13 protein-coding genes are annotated in these 14,671 nt (G+C 73.4%); 5 read left to right on the top strand and 8 right to left on the bottom strand.

All coding sequences use genetic code 11. The annotated features are described in order from the left end of the window. The first annotated feature begins 189 nt into the window (after nt 1-189). The gene (locus tag PVK74_RS19705) at nt 190-642 is read left to right on the top strand and encodes a hypothetical protein (RefSeq protein WP_043327863.1); all 453 of its coding nucleotides are present in this window, start codon (nt 190-192) and stop codon (nt 640-642) included. Here PVK74_RS19705 and PVK74_RS19710 read toward each other — a convergent pair. From PVK74_RS19710 to PVK74_RS19740, 7 genes are all read right to left on the bottom strand, one after another. Next, the gene (locus tag PVK74_RS19710) at nt 629-2,095 is read right to left on the bottom strand and encodes a serine/threonine-protein kinase (protein WP_064446801.1); all 1,467 of its coding nucleotides are present in this window, start codon (nt 2,093-2,095) and stop codon (nt 629-631) included. The two genes, PVK74_RS19705 and PVK74_RS19710, sit on opposite strands and share 14 nt — an antisense overlap. 30 nt (nt 2,096-2,125) lie before the next feature. Then, entirely contained in the window at nt 2,126-2,584 is a 459-nt protein-coding gene (locus PVK74_RS19715; RefSeq protein WP_043327862.1) for a hypothetical protein, read from the bottom strand. Nucleotides 2,585-2,718: 134 nt separating this feature from the next. Then, nucleotides 2,719-6,300 (bottom strand): adenylate/guanylate cyclase domain-containing protein, encoded by a 3,582-nt coding sequence (locus PVK74_RS19720; protein ID WP_064446802.1) that lies wholly within the window; start codon nt 6,298-6,300, stop codon nt 2,719-2,721. Next, a complete protein-coding gene (locus tag PVK74_RS19725) occupies nt 6,297-7,091 on the bottom strand; it encodes an MBL fold metallo-hydrolase (RefSeq protein ID WP_274476981.1) in 795 nt (264 codons plus the stop codon). Before PVK74_RS19725 ends, PVK74_RS19720 begins: the two co-directional genes overlap by 4 nt. Nucleotides 7,092-7,214: 123 nt before the next feature. Then, the gene (locus PVK74_RS19730) at nt 7,215-7,676 is read right to left on the bottom strand and encodes a RidA family protein (RefSeq protein WP_043327860.1); all 462 of its coding nucleotides are present in this window, start codon (nt 7,674-7,676) and stop codon (nt 7,215-7,217) included. Between the two features lie 5 nt (nt 7,677-7,681). After that, on the bottom strand, nt 7,682-7,837 hold the full coding sequence (locus PVK74_RS19735; protein ID WP_013289021.1) for a Sp36 family protein: 156 nt from the start codon (nt 7,835-7,837) through the stop codon (nt 7,682-7,684). 62 nt (nt 7,838-7,899) lie between these two features. Beyond that, nucleotides 7,900-8,337: a hypothetical protein gene (locus tag PVK74_RS19740; protein WP_043327859.1), complete on the bottom strand. Its 438-nt coding sequence runs from the start codon at nt 8,335-8,337 to the stop codon at nt 7,900-7,902. A gap of 336 nt (nt 8,338-8,673) precedes the next feature. On the opposite strand from PVK74_RS19740, the gene PVK74_RS19745 reads away from it, so the two are divergent. The 3 genes from PVK74_RS19745 to bagB are packed head-to-tail and all read left to right on the top strand — an operon-like array spanning nt 8,674 to nt 11,465. After that, the gene (locus PVK74_RS19745) at nt 8,674-9,261 is read left to right on the top strand and encodes an Rv0361 family membrane protein (RefSeq protein ID WP_069088218.1); all 588 of its coding nucleotides are present in this window, start codon (nt 8,674-8,676) and stop codon (nt 9,259-9,261) included. 26 nt (nt 9,262-9,287) lie between these two features. Then, a complete protein-coding gene (gene bagA / locus PVK74_RS19750; protein ID WP_043327858.1) occupies nt 9,288-10,262 on the top strand; it encodes an ATPase BagA in 975 nt (324 codons plus the stop codon). A gap of 54 nt (nt 10,263-10,316) precedes the next feature. Next, nucleotides 10,317-11,465, top strand: a complete 1,149-nt coding sequence (bagB, locus tag PVK74_RS19755) for an ArsA family ATPase (protein WP_181373731.1) — start codon at nt 10,317-10,319, stop codon at nt 11,463-11,465. A gap of 8 nt (nt 11,466-11,473) precedes the next feature. Here bagB and PVK74_RS19760 read toward each other — a convergent pair whose 3' ends face one another. Next, nucleotides 11,474-11,794: a WhiB family transcriptional regulator gene (locus tag PVK74_RS19760; RefSeq protein WP_043327856.1), complete on the bottom strand. Its 321-nt coding sequence runs from the start codon at nt 11,792-11,794 to the stop codon at nt 11,474-11,476. Between the two features lie 402 nt (nt 11,795-12,196). Here PVK74_RS19760 and PVK74_RS19765 point away from each other — a divergent pair, with 402 nt between their 5' ends. Beyond that, a complete protein-coding gene (locus tag PVK74_RS19765; protein ID WP_210885046.1) occupies nt 12,197-14,635 on the top strand; it encodes a penicillin-binding protein in 2,439 nt (812 codons plus the stop codon). Nucleotides 14,636-14,671: the final 36 nt, after the last annotated feature.

A 14,671-nucleotide genomic window follows, 5' to 3' on the forward strand; every position in this document is an offset into this window, starting at 1 on the left:
GGCCTCGCCACTCCCGGATCGACGCTCACGGTAGCGGCTTCCCAACCCGGAGCGATACGGCAGCCGACCAACAGATGTAACGATTTTTGCTCGATCGACGCTTCTGCTGCTCCGAAGTGGAGCGTGACTGACGGGAAGCCGTCTCGGCCCGCCGGTTGACAGGTTGCCGCGCTGGGCCATGCTTGTCGGGTGAGATCGTTCCCGAAGCCCGATGCGCGGGCGAAGGCCGTCGTCGCGTCCCTGGCGACGGTTGCGGCGGTGGTGGCCCTCGCGGTGTGGCGCCCGCCCGGCATCCTGTCGGTCGTGCTGGCCCTGGTCTGCGTCGTGCTGGGCATGATCGCCGGGGTGACGATCACCGCGGCCCGCCAGCCCGTCAGCGGTGGTGGGCACACCCCGTCGCCCGAGACCTGGCTGCCCGAGGCCGGGTACGGAGTGGACGCCGACACGCTCGAGGCGATCGACCCCCGGGCGGTACGGAACCTGCGCGCCCCCGGCGGCCATCCGGTCGACGCGGACACGCTCGAGACGCTGGACCCGCGGGCGGTACGCGGCCTGCGGACGCAGACCGCGGTGGACGCCGACACGCTGGAGACGCTCGACCCGAGGTCGGTGCGGCAGAGCCGAGGGCTCAGCGGCCGGTGAGCGTGGGCCCGGCGAGCGCGTTCACTCCCCGCCCGGCCAGGCACCGGTAGGTGCGGTCGGCGTCGGTCTCCGGCGGCAGCACCTCGAGGTTCCATCCGTTCGCCGGGTCCGCGCCACTGACCACCCGGAACGTGTCGGGGTTGCACACCTTGCCGACGGCCGGGTCGGCGACCACCGCGTCGTGCTTGGCGCCGGCGAGACCGGCCGGCAGGTCACCCGCGGCGTACGTCTCCCAGGTGTGCTGGCCGTCGCAGGGCACCCGGCTCGCCTCGGCCCGGTCGCGGCGCAGCCGTACCGGACCGAAGCACTCCAGCTCGGAAGCGCACCGCGCGCCGGCCGGGAGCCGCACGTCGGCGGACGCGCAGCCGGGCACCGGCCCCCCGGCCACGCCGCTCGTCACCGGGGTCGGCGGAGCGGCGGGCGTGTGACCGGCGGCCAGCCAGCCGCCACCGGCCGACGCCGCCAGCGCGAGCACCCCGGCGCCGCCGAGGAACCAGCGCTTGGGCCAGCGGCGGGCCCGCGACGCCACGGTCGGGTGGTCGTCGTCGGCGGGCGGGCGCGGGTTCGGGCCGCCGCTACGGCGGTAGCGCTCGGCGCCGTCGTAGAGCGCGCCGCCGGCCGGGGCGCCGTCCAGCGGCAGCCCGGCGAGCAGGCCGCGCAACTCGACCGCGGAGGGACGCGCGCCCGGGTCGTTCGACATCCCCAGCCGGAGTACGTCGATCAGCTCGCCGGGCACCCCGGGCAGCCCGGGGATGGGCTGCTGGAACATCTCCAGCACGGTCACCAGACTCGGGTTGCGTTCCGAGTGCCAGCGCGGCGGCCGGCCGTACATCACCGCGTAGAGGGTGGCGCACAGCGAGTAGACGTCGACGGCCGGGCTGGGCGGGCTGTGGTTGAACGTCTCGGGCGGCGCGTACGCCGGGGTGAGCGCCTCCAGCATGACCGAGGAGTCACGGAACTCGGCGAGCACCGCCAGGCCGAAGTCGGCGAGGACCGCCGAGTTGAACTCGGAGTGCAGGATGTTGGCCGGCTTGACGTCCCGGTGCAGCACGCCCGCCGCGTGCGAGTGGGCCAGCGCGTCGGCGATCTTCACGCCGAGGTCGCGGGTCTCCTCCGGGCCCAGCGGCGAGGTGCGCATCCGCTCCGCGTACGAGCCGTCGCACAGTTCCATGATCAGGTAGGGGTGCTGGTCGACGGTGACCCCGACGTCGAAGAGGTCGACCACGTGGGGGTGCGACGACATCCGCCCGGCGGCGCGGGCCTCGCGCAGGAAGCGGGCCTGGTCGCGTTCGCTGTCCAGCGTCCGGTTCTCGATCTTGACCGCCACCTCGCGCCCCACCGAGATCTGGGTGGCCCGGTAGATGGTGGCGTAGCCGCCCCGGGCGAACACCTGCAGATCGGTCAGACCGGGCACGATTGGCAGCCGCACGGCGCCGGGCGGGGTCTCGGTCACGGTTCGAAAATACCCAACTGGTCCGGCCGCTCAGCGGGCCGCATCGGTGGCCGGCACCGGATCCGGCGCGGAGTCGTCAGTGGCGGTGCCCGCCCGGCGCGCGTCCCACCACAGGCCGACGGCTGTCGCGACCGCGCCCAGCCCTTCCCACGCGGCGACCGCGAAGAACCGGTCCGGCGCGACGTCGGACAGCACCGCGATGGTGAAGACGGTGAACGTGACCAGGCGGAACCAGACCGTGAAGCGGTAGAACGGCCGCCACTCGGTGGCGACGGCGAGCAGGTAGTAGACCCCCATGTTGAACGAGGCCATCGACGACGCGGTGAGGAACGTGCCGGTGTAGTCGCCCGGGGCGCGTTCGGCCGGCACCTCGAAGCCGAGCAGACGAAGCTGAGTCTCCGGCCAGATCAGGCCGAGCGCGCCGAGGAGCAGCGCGAGGAGCCCGAAGACCGCGATCGTCCAGCCGGCGCCCGAGCGCGGCAGCCTCATCGTCCCTCCCCAGCGTGGTCCGCCGGTGACGCAGGCGCGCACCGGGAGGCGGCAGTCGATCCACGACTGTCGCCGCCCACGCTAACCGGCTCCACCGACGAACACATCCCCGGAACCGTCAGAACAGCGGGCGATCAGCCGCCGGAGAGGCGAACCCGCAACGCGTCGGCGACCATCCGCTCACTGCGCTGTTCGGTGGCGTACGCGAGGCGTACCGCCTCCTCCGCGTTGGTCAGCGCCTCGGCCCGGCGGCCGCACGCGTCGAGCGCCTCGGCCAGCACCAGCCGCGCCACCACCTGGCTGCGCACGTCCTCGGCCGGCGCCGTGATCGACCGCTGCGCCCAGTCGAGCGCCTGTTCGCGCTGGCCGTGGGCGAGCAGCGCGGCGGCGTACCGGGCCATCGTCTGCCGCCGGGAGAACAGCAGCGAGGGCGCGTTCGCCGCGCCGGTGGCGACCGGGGCCAGCAGCCCCACGGCGGTGCCCGGGTCACCGGCCGCGAGGCGGGCCATGGCGAGCAGCACCCGGGGCGCGACCTGGGCCGGGGCCTGCGGGTTGTGCGGCTCCACCCGGGTCAGCACCGACCGTGCCTCCCGCTCGGCGGTCTCGTGGTCGCCCATGTCCAGCGCCACGAAGCCGCGCAGCGTCCCGGCCATGCCGGTCAGCAGCGGGTGGGTGGTGCGGTCGGCGTACTCGAGCGCGTCGGTGAACAGGTCGGCGGCGTGTTCCGGCTCGCCCAGCCCGCGCGCCACCACCCCGCGCACCACGAGCGCGAAGCCCTGTCCCCAGTCGTCGCCCACCTCGGCGAAGTCCCGGTACGCGCGCCGCGCCGCCCGGTCCGCCTCGGCCAGGTCGCCCAGCTCGGCGGTGGCGTACGCCTCGACCGCGCGCAGCGTGCCGACCGCCCACGCCTCGCCGACCCGCTCCCCGAACGGCAGGAACACCCGCGCCATCCGGCACGCCTCCCGCAGCCGTCCGGCGAGCAGCCGGGCGAACGCGGTGGTGCCGCGCAGCCAGGCCCGCCCGTACGGGTCCTTCAGCTCGGCGAAGAGCCGGGCGGCCCGCCCGAGCACCGCGTCGGTGCCGGCGAAGTCGCCCCGGGTGGTGGTCACCCAGGCCAGGTTCTGCAACGACCAGGCCTGCCCGCGCGGATCCCGGGCGGCCAGGCTGACCTGATAGGACGCGGCCAGCCGGCTGCTCGCCTGCCCGAGCCGGCCGGCGATGAAGTCGGCCATGCCGAGCCGCCGCATCGCCGACGCCCGCATGGTGGGCAGGTCGGCGTCGGTGGCCACCTGCAACGCCTCCTGCCAGCTGCGCTCGGCCCGCTCGGCGTCACCCAGCGTCTGCTGGGCCTGCCCGGCCAGCAGCAGCGCGGCGGTCCGGGTGGCCGGGTCACCGGTGTTCGCGGCGATCTTCTCGGCGAACGCGAGCGCGTCGGCCGGGCGGCCGATCTGGAGCAGCGCCCGGGCGTGCGTCACCCGGTCGGCCGGCGGTACGCCGTCGCGGGCCAGCTCGGCCGCGCGTTCGGCGTACTCGACCGCGAGAGCCGGCTCCCCCGACCGCAGTGACCGGCGGGCGGCCCGGCCCAGCGCGGCCACGCCCAGCGGGGTGACCGCCCGGGCCGGCGCGTCCGGGCGCAGCTTGACCGCGTCGGCGAGCGCTGTGGCCCGCTCGACGTGCTCGGCGACGAAGTCGTCCCGGGCGGCCTCGGTGAAGGCGCCCGCCGGGGCGCCGCCCGTCCCGTCCACGCTCTCCGGCGCGGCCCAGCGGGCCAGCGCCGCGTGCCGTTCGGCCAGCTCGGCCTTGCTCACCCCGGCGTACGCGGCCTCCCGCATGAGCGGGGTGGCGAAGGCGAACCCGGTGCGGGTGCGGTGCAGCATGCGGCGTTGCAGCAGCTCCTCCACGGCCCGGTCCAGCTCGACGGCGGCCACCGCGGCGGGCCGGCCGTCCTGCCCGAGCCGCTGCTCGCGCAGCGCCTCCAGCGCGCCGGCGGGCACTGTGTCGCCCACCACCGCGGCGTCGCGCAGCGCCGAGCGGGCATCCGGCGGCAGCGCGTCGATACGCGCCGCGAGCACCGCGGCCAGGTCCCGGGAGAGCAGCCGGCTGCCGAGCGAGCCGGGCGCGAGACGCCAGCCGACGTCCGCGCCGCGGCCGGGCCCGGCGGTCAGCGCGCCGCGCTCCATCAGCAGCGTCACGAGTTCGGCCAGGTAGAACGGGTTGCCCTGGGCGGTGGCGAGCAGCCGGTCCGTGTCGGCCTGGGGCATGCGGCCACCGGCGAGGTAGCTGGTGAGCAGCCGGGAGGCGTCCGCGCCGCGCAGCGGCGGCAGCGCGTGCACCTCGGCGTCCGCGACCCGGGTCAGCGCGCCGGCGGTCCGTACCAGCTCGGGACGGCCGAGCAGCAGCACGAGCACCGGCCCGCTGAGCCGGTTGAGGGTCAGCGCCAACGCCTTGAGCGTCTCGGCCGTGGCGTCGTGCAGGTCGTCCACCACGATCACCAGCGGCGCCTCCACGGCGAGCGCGGTGAGCAGGTCCGCGACAGCGGTCGGCACGGCTTCGTCGTCCGGTGGCGGCCCGGCCGCGTTCCACTCACCGTTCTCCGTGGCGGGCGGCAGTTCGGCGTACCCGAGCAGGGCCAGGAGCTGGTCCACGGCGATCGGTGGCGGGTCGCCGGGGAGCCGGGACAGGCGCTGGCCGAGGCGGCGCAGCCGCTCCTCGACGGCCGGGCGGGTGACGGCGGTGGCCGCGTCGCCGGGCAGGCCGACGGCGGCGCGGACCAGGTCGGCCAGCGGGGCCAGGCGGCGGCGCTCGCCGAACGCGGCGCACCGCACCGACAGCACCCGGGCGCCGGTGTGCGCGGCGTACCGGCCGGCGCCGACGTCGTATCCGGCGGCGAGGCGTTCCACCTCGGCCGCGAACCGGGACTTGCCGATGCCCGCCTCGGCGGTCATCAGCAGCACCCGGGGCTCGCCCCGGTCGATCACCTCGGCGAGCCGGCCGGCGACCCGGCCGATCTCCGTCTCCCGGCCCACGAACGGCGCCTCGTCGCCGAGACCGGACCGGGTGCCGGGCGCGTCCAGCAGGCCCAGCAGCTCGTACGCCTCGACCGGCTCCCGCTTGCCCTTGAGCCGCAGCGGGCGCAGCGCCCGCCAGGAGGCGACGTGCCGGGTGGCGGCGGAGGTGCGCGCCCCGGCGTAGACCGCGCCGACCGCGGCGGCGTCGGCGAGCCGCGCGGCGGTGTTCACCGTGTCGCCGATGACCGTGTACTCGATCGCCGCCTGGATGCCCGCGATCACGTCCCCGGTGTTGAGGCCGACGCGCAGGCCCAGCGGCGCGCCGCCGCCCCGCTCGTCGTCGAGCACCCGCCGCACCGCGCGCTGCATGGACAGCGCCGCGCGGACCGCCCGCTCGGCGTCGTCCTCGTGGGCGACCGGCGCGCCGAAGACCGCCATGATCCCGTCGCCGGTGAGCTTGTCGACGTGGCCGCCGAACGTCTTGACCGCGCCCGCGAGGGCGGCGAGCACCCGGTCGGTGACCGCGCCGACCCGTTCCGGGTCCAGGTCCTCCGACCAGGAGGTGAAGTCGGACAGGTCACCGAAGAGCACTGTCACCACGCGGCGTTCGGCGGCGGGCAGCGTGGCGGCGGCCGGCAGCGCCGCGCCGCAGTTGTGACAGAACCGCGCCCCGGGTACCGCTACCGTCCCGCACACCGGGCAGGTCACGGCTGCTCCACTCCGAGGTGTTCGAGCTGGGCGCGGACGGACCACTCGGCGGCCCACCACAGCGACCTGTCGACGTCGGCGTAGACCACGGCGACCACCTCGGGCGCGGTGGTGGCGCCCGCGGCCACGGCGGCGCGCACCTGGTCCAGCCGGGCCCGCCGGTGGGCCAGGTAGAAGTCGGCCGCCGCGCCGCAGTCGGCGAGCGCCGGGCCGTGGCCCGGGAGCACCGGGACCTCCCGGTACGTGGAGAGCAGTTCCAGGCTCGACAAATAGTCGCCGAGGTGCCCGTCGGGGTGGGCCACCACGGTGGTGCCCCGCCCGAGGATCGTGTCGCCGGTCAGCACCACCCGATCGCCGTCGTGCTCGGCGAGGAGGCAGACCGAGTCGGCGGTGTGCCCGGGGGTGGGCAGCAGCCGCAGGTCGAGCCCCAGGTCGAGGCGCGTGTCGGCGGTGAGCGGGTCACCGCCGGCGGTGTGGGCCGGGTCGGCGGCGAGCACGGGTACGCCGTCGAGCAGCTCACGCAGCCGGGGCGCGCACTCGGTGTGGTCGGGGTGCCCGTGCGTGATCAGCACCGCGCCGATCGGCCCCTGGGCCGCGATCGCGGCGAGGTGCCCCTCGTCGGCGGGGCCCGGGTCGACCACCAGGGCCGGCGCGTCCGGCCCGGCCCGCAGCACCCACGTGTTGGTCCCGTCGAGCGTCATCGGCCCCGGATTGGGCGCGCGCAACAGCGTCACCCACCCCGGCAGCCCATCTGCAAGCGCCCCAGCGGCCCCGGTCACACGCCCACCCATGGCAGCGATCGTACGACTCCCCCGGCCACTCCCCGCGATCTTGCAGTTCCCGCCGCTGGTTTGTCCCCGTCTGGGGCTTCTGCCAGGGCGGTAACCGCAAGATCGCGGGCTCGGCGGGGCGGGTCAGACGACCTCGACGATGACCTCTACCTCTACCGGGGCGTCGAGGGGGAGTTCGGCCACGCCCACCGCGCTGCGGGCGTGGCGGCCGGCCTCGCCGAACACGGCGCCGAACAGGTCCGAGGCACCGTTGATCACGCCGGGCTGGCCGGTGAAACCGGGCGCGCTGGCCACGAAGCCGGTCAGCTTCACGACCTTCACCACGTTCTCCAGCCCGACCAGCGCGTCGATCGCGGCCAGCGCGTTCAGCGCGCACCGCTGCGCCAGGTCCTTCGCCTGCTCGGCGGAGACGCCGTTGCCGACCTTGCCGGTGGCGAGCAGCTTGCCCTCGGCCATCGGCAGCTGGCCGGAGACGTAGACGTGCTGCCCGGACTGGACGGCCGGCACGTAGCTGGCCACCGGCGGCACCACCTCGGGCAGCGCGAGGCCGAGTTCGGCGAGCTTCGCGTGGGGTCCGTTGCTCATGCCGGTCAGCCCTTCGGGCGCTTCAGGTACGCGACGAGCTGCTCCGGGTTCGGGCCGGGCACCACCGAGACCAGTTCCCAGCCGTCCTCGCCCCAGTTGTCGAGGATCTGCTTGGTCGCGTGGACCAGCAGCGGCACCGTGGCGTATTCCCACTTCTGCATCGGAGGAGGGCTCCCTTGCCTGACTTGGACTTCGGTCAGGCACAGCCTACGGTCCGCCGTCGTCAACGGGACGCGGGACGCGGCTCCGGCGCGGAGGGCGGCTCGCCACACGGGCCCTCGTGCTCGAAGCGCTGCGGGCACCGGCTGCGGTCGGGCAGCAGCAGATCGCAGAAGACCCGGTGCCTGTTGTTCTGGTCGTCGGCGGTGGAGACGGTGGTCTCGCCCGCATCCAGCTCCACCAGGAAGCTCAGCGAGGTGGCCACGGTGCCGGCGAGCGCGGTGGCCGCGGCGAGGTCGGCCACCCGTACCGGCAGGTGGATGACGTAGCCGGGCTCGTCCTCGTCCCGCCCCTTCGCGCCGGGGCGGGACGGCGTCCGGACCACCTCGACCGGAAGGCGGTACGACCGCTCGTTGAACGAGGCGGGCACGTCGGCCTCGCCGGGCCGGCCGGACCGGTCGCCGGGGAACTGGGCTCGGGGGGTGTTCTCCGCGTCGCGCATGCGTCGCCTCCGGGCGTCGTACCTGCTCACTGACACCGCCATCCGCCTCGGCACCGTCCGGCGGGTCCGGCTCTCCGTGTCGGGACGAACGTAGGACCTCCGGCCAGTCCCGGCAACGGGACGCGCATGCTTCGTCACAACCAGTCACATATGTGACACAAGCCTGGTCCGGAACGCGACCGCGAACTCGCCTCCCGCCGGTGCGTACGCGGGGCTGGCAAGCGCCCCGCCGACCGCTACCCTTCCGGACTGGGCACGCGCGGACGCGCGCCCGACCACCTCGACCCGTGCCCGTCGCCTGGGGCGGCGACGGGAGCCGCAACCCGGGGGAGACAGATGACCCAACCGCCCGCCGGTGGCGACACCGGCACGCCCGGCGACCCGCACCCACAATCACCGCCCGGCGGCGGCACACCGCCGGGCGCCGTTCCCGCCGCCGGGCCACCGGCGTATCCGCCCGGCCCGCCCGGCGGCCCGCCACGCAAGCGACCGGCGCTGCTCATCGCCTCGCTGGTGCTGGCCGCCGCGGTCCTGCTCTGCGGCGGTGGGGGCACTGCCGCGTTCCTGGTCCTGCGCGACGCCGAGAACGGCCAGGGAGCGAAGGAGCCGCAGATCGCGGTGGACGGCTTCCTCAAGGCCGTCTACCAGGAGCGGGACGCCGAGAAGGCGGCCACGTTCGTCTGCTCGGCGGCCCGGGACGACGAGAAGATCGCCGCCAAGGTCGCCGAGGTGCGCAAGTACGCCGAGCAGTACCAGAACCCCCGGTTCCGCTGGAGCAACCCGACCGTCGACAACGAGACCGGCGACCGGGCCACCGTCTCCGCCCGGGTGACCATGACCACCGCCGACGAGAAGGTCGCCGAGCAGTCCCTGCGCTTCACAGTGGTGCGGAAGACGGGTTGGTGGGTCTGCGAGGTCGGCTGATCCGGCCGGCTGGTTAGGCTCGACGGGTGGCAGCGAGTGAGCAGCCGGCCGAGTCCGCCGGCAGATGGCCGGCCCGCCTGCACGTGGTGACCGGCAAGGGCGGCACAGGCAAGACGAGCGTGGCCGCCGCGCTGGCCCTCGGCCTGGCCGCCGGGGGCCGGCGCACCCTGCTGGTCGAGGTGGAGGGCCGGCAGGGCATCGCCCAGCTCTTCGGCACCGACCCGCTGCCGTACGAGGAGCGGCACCTCGCCGACGCGCCCGGCGGCGGTGAGGTGCGGGCGCTGGCGGTCGACGCCGAGGCGGCGCTCCTGGAATACCTGGACATGTTCTACAAGCTCGGCGCGGCCGGCCGGGCGCTGCGCAAGCTCGGCGCGATCGACTTCGCCACCACGATCGCGCCGGGCCTGCGCGACGTGCTGCTCACCGGCAAGGTCAAGGAGGCGACCACCCGGACCAGCGGCTCGCGCCGGACGTACGACGCGGTCGTGCTGGACGCGCCGCCGACCGGACGCATCGGCCGCTTTTTGAACGTGACAGCGGAGACCGCCCGGCTGGCCAAGGTCGGCCCGATCAAGACCCAGAGCGAGGGCGTCTCCGCGCTGCTCCGGTCGCCGATGACAGCCGTGCACGTGGTCACGCTGCTGGAGGAGATGCCGGTCCAGGAGACGCTGGACGCAGTCGCCGAGCTGACCCAGCTCGGCTTCCCGGTCGGCCGGGTGATCGTCAACGGCGTCCGCCCGCCGGTGCCGGCCGGCCGGGCCGTGACCGCGGCCGAGCTGGAGCGCGGGCTGGCCGCCGCCGGCCTGCCGACCGACGGCCCGACCGTGGCCGGGCTCGTCGAGGAGGCCCACGACCAGCAGGTACGCCGAGAGCTGGAGGACTCGCTCCGGGGCGACCTGGTGGAGCTGGGCCTGCCCATGATCGAACTGCCGCTGCTGCCCGGAGGAGTCGACCGGGCCGGGTTGGAGGCGCTCGCCGAGACCCTCGTCCGGGCGGATTGACTCACACCTGCGACCGGCACGGAGCAGAGTGCCCCTCGGGACCGATACGCTCGATTGGTGCCTTCCGAAGACGCGGCGCCTCCGCTTGACGTCGACCAGATCCTCGCCGACGACGGTGTACGGATCGTGGTCTGCTGCGGGGCGGGCGGCGTGGGCAAGACGACCACTGCCGCGGCGCTGGCGCTGCGCGCGGCCGAGCGGCACGGCCGCCGGACCGTGGTGCTCACCATCGACCCGGCCCGCCGGCTGGCGCAGTCGCTCGGCCTGACCGAGCTGGACAACACACCCCGCCAGGTCAAGGGCATCGACGTCGAGGCCAGCGGCGGCGAGCTGCACGCCATGATGCTGGACATGAAGCGCACGTTCGACGACGTGGTGCTCCAGCACACCGACCCGGCGAAGGCCGCGGAGATCTTCGCCAACCCGTTCTACCAGGCCATGAGTTCCACCTTCGCCGGCACGCAGGAGTACATGGCGATGGAGAAGCTGGGCCAGTTGCACGCCCGGGGCGAGTGGGACCTGATCGTGGTGGACACGCCGCCGTCGCGGTCCGCGCTCGACTTCCTGGACGCTCCGGCCCGCCTGTCCCGGTTCCTCGACGGCCGCATGCTGCGACTGCTGCTGGCCCCGGCGCGCACCGGCGGACGCAGCATGTTCAACCTGGTGACGGCGAGCTTCGGGATGTTCTCCAAGGTGGTGCAGAAGGTGCTCGGCGCCCAACTGCTCACCGACCTGTCCGGCTTCGTCGCGGCCCTCGACTCGATGTTCGGCGGGTTCCGGCAGCGGGCCGAGCAGACGTACCGGATCCTGCAGGCCCGGGAGACGGCGTTCCTGCTGGTCGCGGCCCCGGAGCCGGACGCGGTCCGGGAGGCCGCCTACTTCGCGGGTCGCCTGCGGGAAGAGCAGATGCCGCTGGCCGGGCTGGTGCTCAACCGGGTACACCGGCCGGCGGCGGACCTGTCCGCGGCGGAGAGCCTGGCCGCCGCGGAGCGGCTGGCCGCGGCGGGCGGGCACGAGGGCACCGTCGAAGTGCTGCGCGCGCATGCCGCGCTGGCCCAGCAGGCGGTACGCGAGGAGCAGGTGGCGGCCCGGTTCACCGAGGCGTTCCCGGCGGTGCCGGCGGTGTCGGTGGCCGCGCAGCCCGCCGACGTGCACGACGTCGACGGGCTGCGGACGATCGGCGAGGCGATCAGCCGGAGCTGACCTGGCGGTCAGGTGGCAGTGGTCACCAGGACCTTGTCCTTGCCGGCCTTCTCCTTGGCGTTCTTCTTCATGGCCGCCTCGAACATCTTGCGCCAGCTGGTCACCTGCGGGTGACGGCGCAGCAACGCCCGGCGCTCGCGTTCGGTCATGCCACCCCACACACCGAACTCGATCCGGTTGTCGAGCGCGTCGGCCAGGCACTCGTACCGAACTGGGCAGCTCCGGCAGATCCTCTTCGCCACGTTCTGTTCGGCGCCCTGTACGAACAACGCGTCCGGGTCTCCGTTCTGACATGCCGCCAGTGACGGCCAGTCAGTGATCATGCCCATCTGTACACGTCCCCCCTTGCAGTACCTACCGACTTCGTGCGAGCAGCCCTCGAACTCCCCCCGGTCGTCCGCGCCGGCCTCCCCAGGGCGGCACGAACGACGCACGGCTGCCTTCGCCGCCACCATCATGCTGTGTAGTCGCCCGATTACGCAACGTTGTCGGCGAAATCCATCATTCCGGACACTCCCGGCTTCCCGGGCTTTCGCCCGGCGTCTACCCCGCCCGGGTACGTGAAAACGCTGCGCCCCTCCCGGGTTTCAGAGAGACTTCCGCCGGATCTCACGCAACCCAGGACCAGGGCTCGTGCGTTTAGCACAACGAGGCCGGCGCATGCAGGAAATGGGGAAAGTTCCCCGCGCGCCCGCCGATCCCTGCTCGCGTACCCTGTCGAGGTGACCTGGATGCGGAAACGTGACCACAACGTGCTGACCAACGCCGCATCGCTGCTGATCTGCGGCCTGTTGGCCGGAGTGGTGGTCGCTGCGGCGGCCTTCCCCGCGGTGGCGATGACCGGACTGGCCGCGAAGGCCGGCTCGGAGACATTCGGCGCGCTGCCCAAGGAGCTCACAGTCGCCCGGTCGCCGCAGATGACCAAGCTGCTCGCGTCCGACGGCAAGACCGTGCTGGCCACGATGTACGACGAGAACCGCAAGGACGTCAAGCTCAAGGACATCTCGCCGCACATGCAGAAGTCCATCATCGCGGCCGAGGACCACGACTTCTACAAGCACAACGGCGTGGACCTCAACGGTGTGGCACGGGCGTTCGTCAACAACCAGTCCGCCGGCTCCTCCCGGCAGGGCGCGTCGACGCTGACCATGCAGTACGTCCGGCTGGCCATCTCCTACTCGGCCACCCACCCGGCCGACGTGGTCGCCGCCACCGAGGACACCAGCGCCCGCAAGCTGCGCGAGATGAGCCTGGCGCTGCAGATCGACAAGGAGCTCTCCAAGGACGAGATCCTGGAGCGCTACCTGAACATCGCCGCGTTCGGCAACGGCGCGTACGGCATCTGGGCGGCCAGCCAGGTCTACTTCAACAAGCCGCCGAGCAAGCTGGACATCCAGGAGTCGGCCATGCTCGCCGGCATGGTGAAGGCGCCCACCGCGTTCGACCCGACCACCCCCGCGGGCTACCCCGAGGCGGTCGGCCGACGCGACTACGTCATCGACAACATGGTGCAGATCGGGGCGATCACCCAGCAGGAGGCGGACGCCGCCAAGAAGATCAAGCTCGTCGTCAAGGGCAAGCGCACCCCGAACGGCTGCACCCAGACCACCACCCGCTCCTGGGGCTTCTTCTGCGACTACCTCTACCGCTGGTGGCTGCAGCAGGAGACGTTCGGCGCCACCTCGTACGACCGTGAGCGGCGGCTCAAGAGCGGCGGCTACACCATCATCTCCACGCTCGACGTGCAGGCGCAGAAGGCCGCTGACAAGGCCGTCCGCAAGAACCTGGGCGAGAGCAGCAAGGCGGCCCGGATGGTGGCCGCCGTCGAGCCCGGCACCGGCCGGGTACGCGCCGTCGCCGTCAACCGCAACTTCAAGCTCGACGACCCGGACGACCCGCAGAACAAGATCTCCAGCGACCCGGCGAAGGCCAAGAAGAAGATCCGGGGCAACTACCCCAACACGGTGAACCCGCTGATCACCGGTGGCCCCGGCATCGCCGGCTACCAGGCGGGCTCGACCTTCAAGATCTTCACGCTGGTGGCCGCGCTGGAGAAGGGCTACCCGCTCAGCTACCCGATCAACGCGCAGCCCGTGTTCAAGTCGAACTACCCGGTCGAGTTCAACTCGCCGGCCGCCTGCCCGGGCACCAACAAGTACTGCCCGAAGAACGCCAACGCCTCGATGGCCGGCATGCACAACATGTGGAGCGGCTTCGGCTTCTCGGTCAACACGTTCTTCATCGACCTGCAGCAGCGGGTCGGCGCGGAGAACGTGGTGAAGGCGGCGCAGAAGCTCGGCATCTCGTTCCGCTCGTCGAGCGACGCGCAACTTGCCGCCAACCCGCACCAGTGGGGCGCGTTCAGCCTCGGCGTCTCGCAGACCACCCCGCTGGAGCTGGCGAACGCGTACGCGACGCTCGGCGCCGACGGCAAGTACTGCGAGCCGATCCCGGTGCAGGAGATCCGCGGCCCGGAGGGCGAGAAGCTCGACGTCGCGAACCCGCGCTGCGAGCAGCGGGTCAGCACCGAGGTGGCCCGGGCCGCCGTGGACGCCGCCCGCTGCCCGGTGGGTGACCGCTCCTCGACCACGAAGTGCGGCACCGCCACCGCCGGCAACGTCCGCAACATCGTCGACGCGCCGGTGGCCGGCAAGTCCGGCACCACCGACTCGGAGAAGACCTCCTCGCTGGTCGCCATGACCAAGCAGTACGCGGTCGCCGGCATCATGGCCGACCCGGACTGGCCGCAGACCAACCAGAAGATGGGCCACGACGTGCCCACCGGCATCAACCCGGCGGTCTACGAGACGCTGCGGGACGCCATGAAGGGCAAGGACCGGAAGAACTTCACCCCGCCCAGCGGCAAGATCGTCCTGGGTGACCAGCGGTCCATCCCGGATGTGAAGTGCGCGTCCATCGAGAGCGCGAAGTCCCGGCTCAAGGGCGCCGGCTTCGAGCCGGTGGTCTCCAGCAACAAGGTGGCGTCGGACTGCCCGGCGGGCACCGCGGCCGGCACCAGCCCGAACGGGCGCACCATCAAGGGCGGCGTCGTCATGATCGAGGTCAGCTCCGGCAAGGGCGACTCGGACCAGGGCGGAACCGCGACGCCGGACCGACCAGGTGGCCCGGGCGGACCGGGTAACGGCCGACCAGGACGACCGGGGAACTGATCCCAGACGAAGCGACGGCCACCTCCGTGAAGGGGG

It is taken from the genome of Micromonospora chalcea (genome assembly GCF_028768405.1).
In the GTDB taxonomy this organism is placed as follows: domain Bacteria; phylum Actinomycetota; class Actinomycetes; order Mycobacteriales; family Micromonosporaceae; genus Micromonospora; species Micromonospora chalcea.

Bases quoted from the DNA above. Each gene is read 5' to 3' on its own strand.
- PVK74_RS19730 (WP_043327860.1), bottom strand. From the start codon at position 7,676: ATGAGCAACGGACCCCACGCGAAGCTCGCCGAACTCGGCCTCGCGCTG.
- PVK74_RS19715 (WP_043327862.1), bottom strand. From the start codon at position 2,584: ATGAGGCTGCCGCGCTCGGGCGCCGGCTGGACGATCGCGGTCTTCGGG.
- PVK74_RS19760 (WP_043327856.1), bottom strand. From the start codon at position 11,794: ATGGGCATGATCACTGACTGGCCGTCACTGGCGGCATGTCAGAACGGA.
- PVK74_RS19765 (WP_210885046.1), top strand. From the start codon at position 12,197: ATGCGGAAACGTGACCACAACGTGCTGACCAACGCCGCATCGCTGCTG.
- PVK74_RS19745 (WP_069088218.1), top strand. From the start codon at position 8,674: ATGACCCAACCGCCCGCCGGTGGCGACACCGGCACGCCCGGCGACCCG.
- PVK74_RS19725 (WP_274476981.1), bottom strand. From the start codon at position 7,091: ATGGGTGGGCGTGTGACCGGGGCCGCTGGGGCGCTTGCAGATGGGCTG.
- PVK74_RS19740 (WP_043327859.1), bottom strand. From the start codon at position 8,337: ATGCGCGACGCGGAGAACACCCCCCGAGCCCAGTTCCCCGGCGACCGG.
- PVK74_RS19735 (WP_013289021.1), bottom strand. From the start codon at position 7,837: ATGCAGAAGTGGGAATACGCCACGGTGCCGCTGCTGGTCCACGCGACC.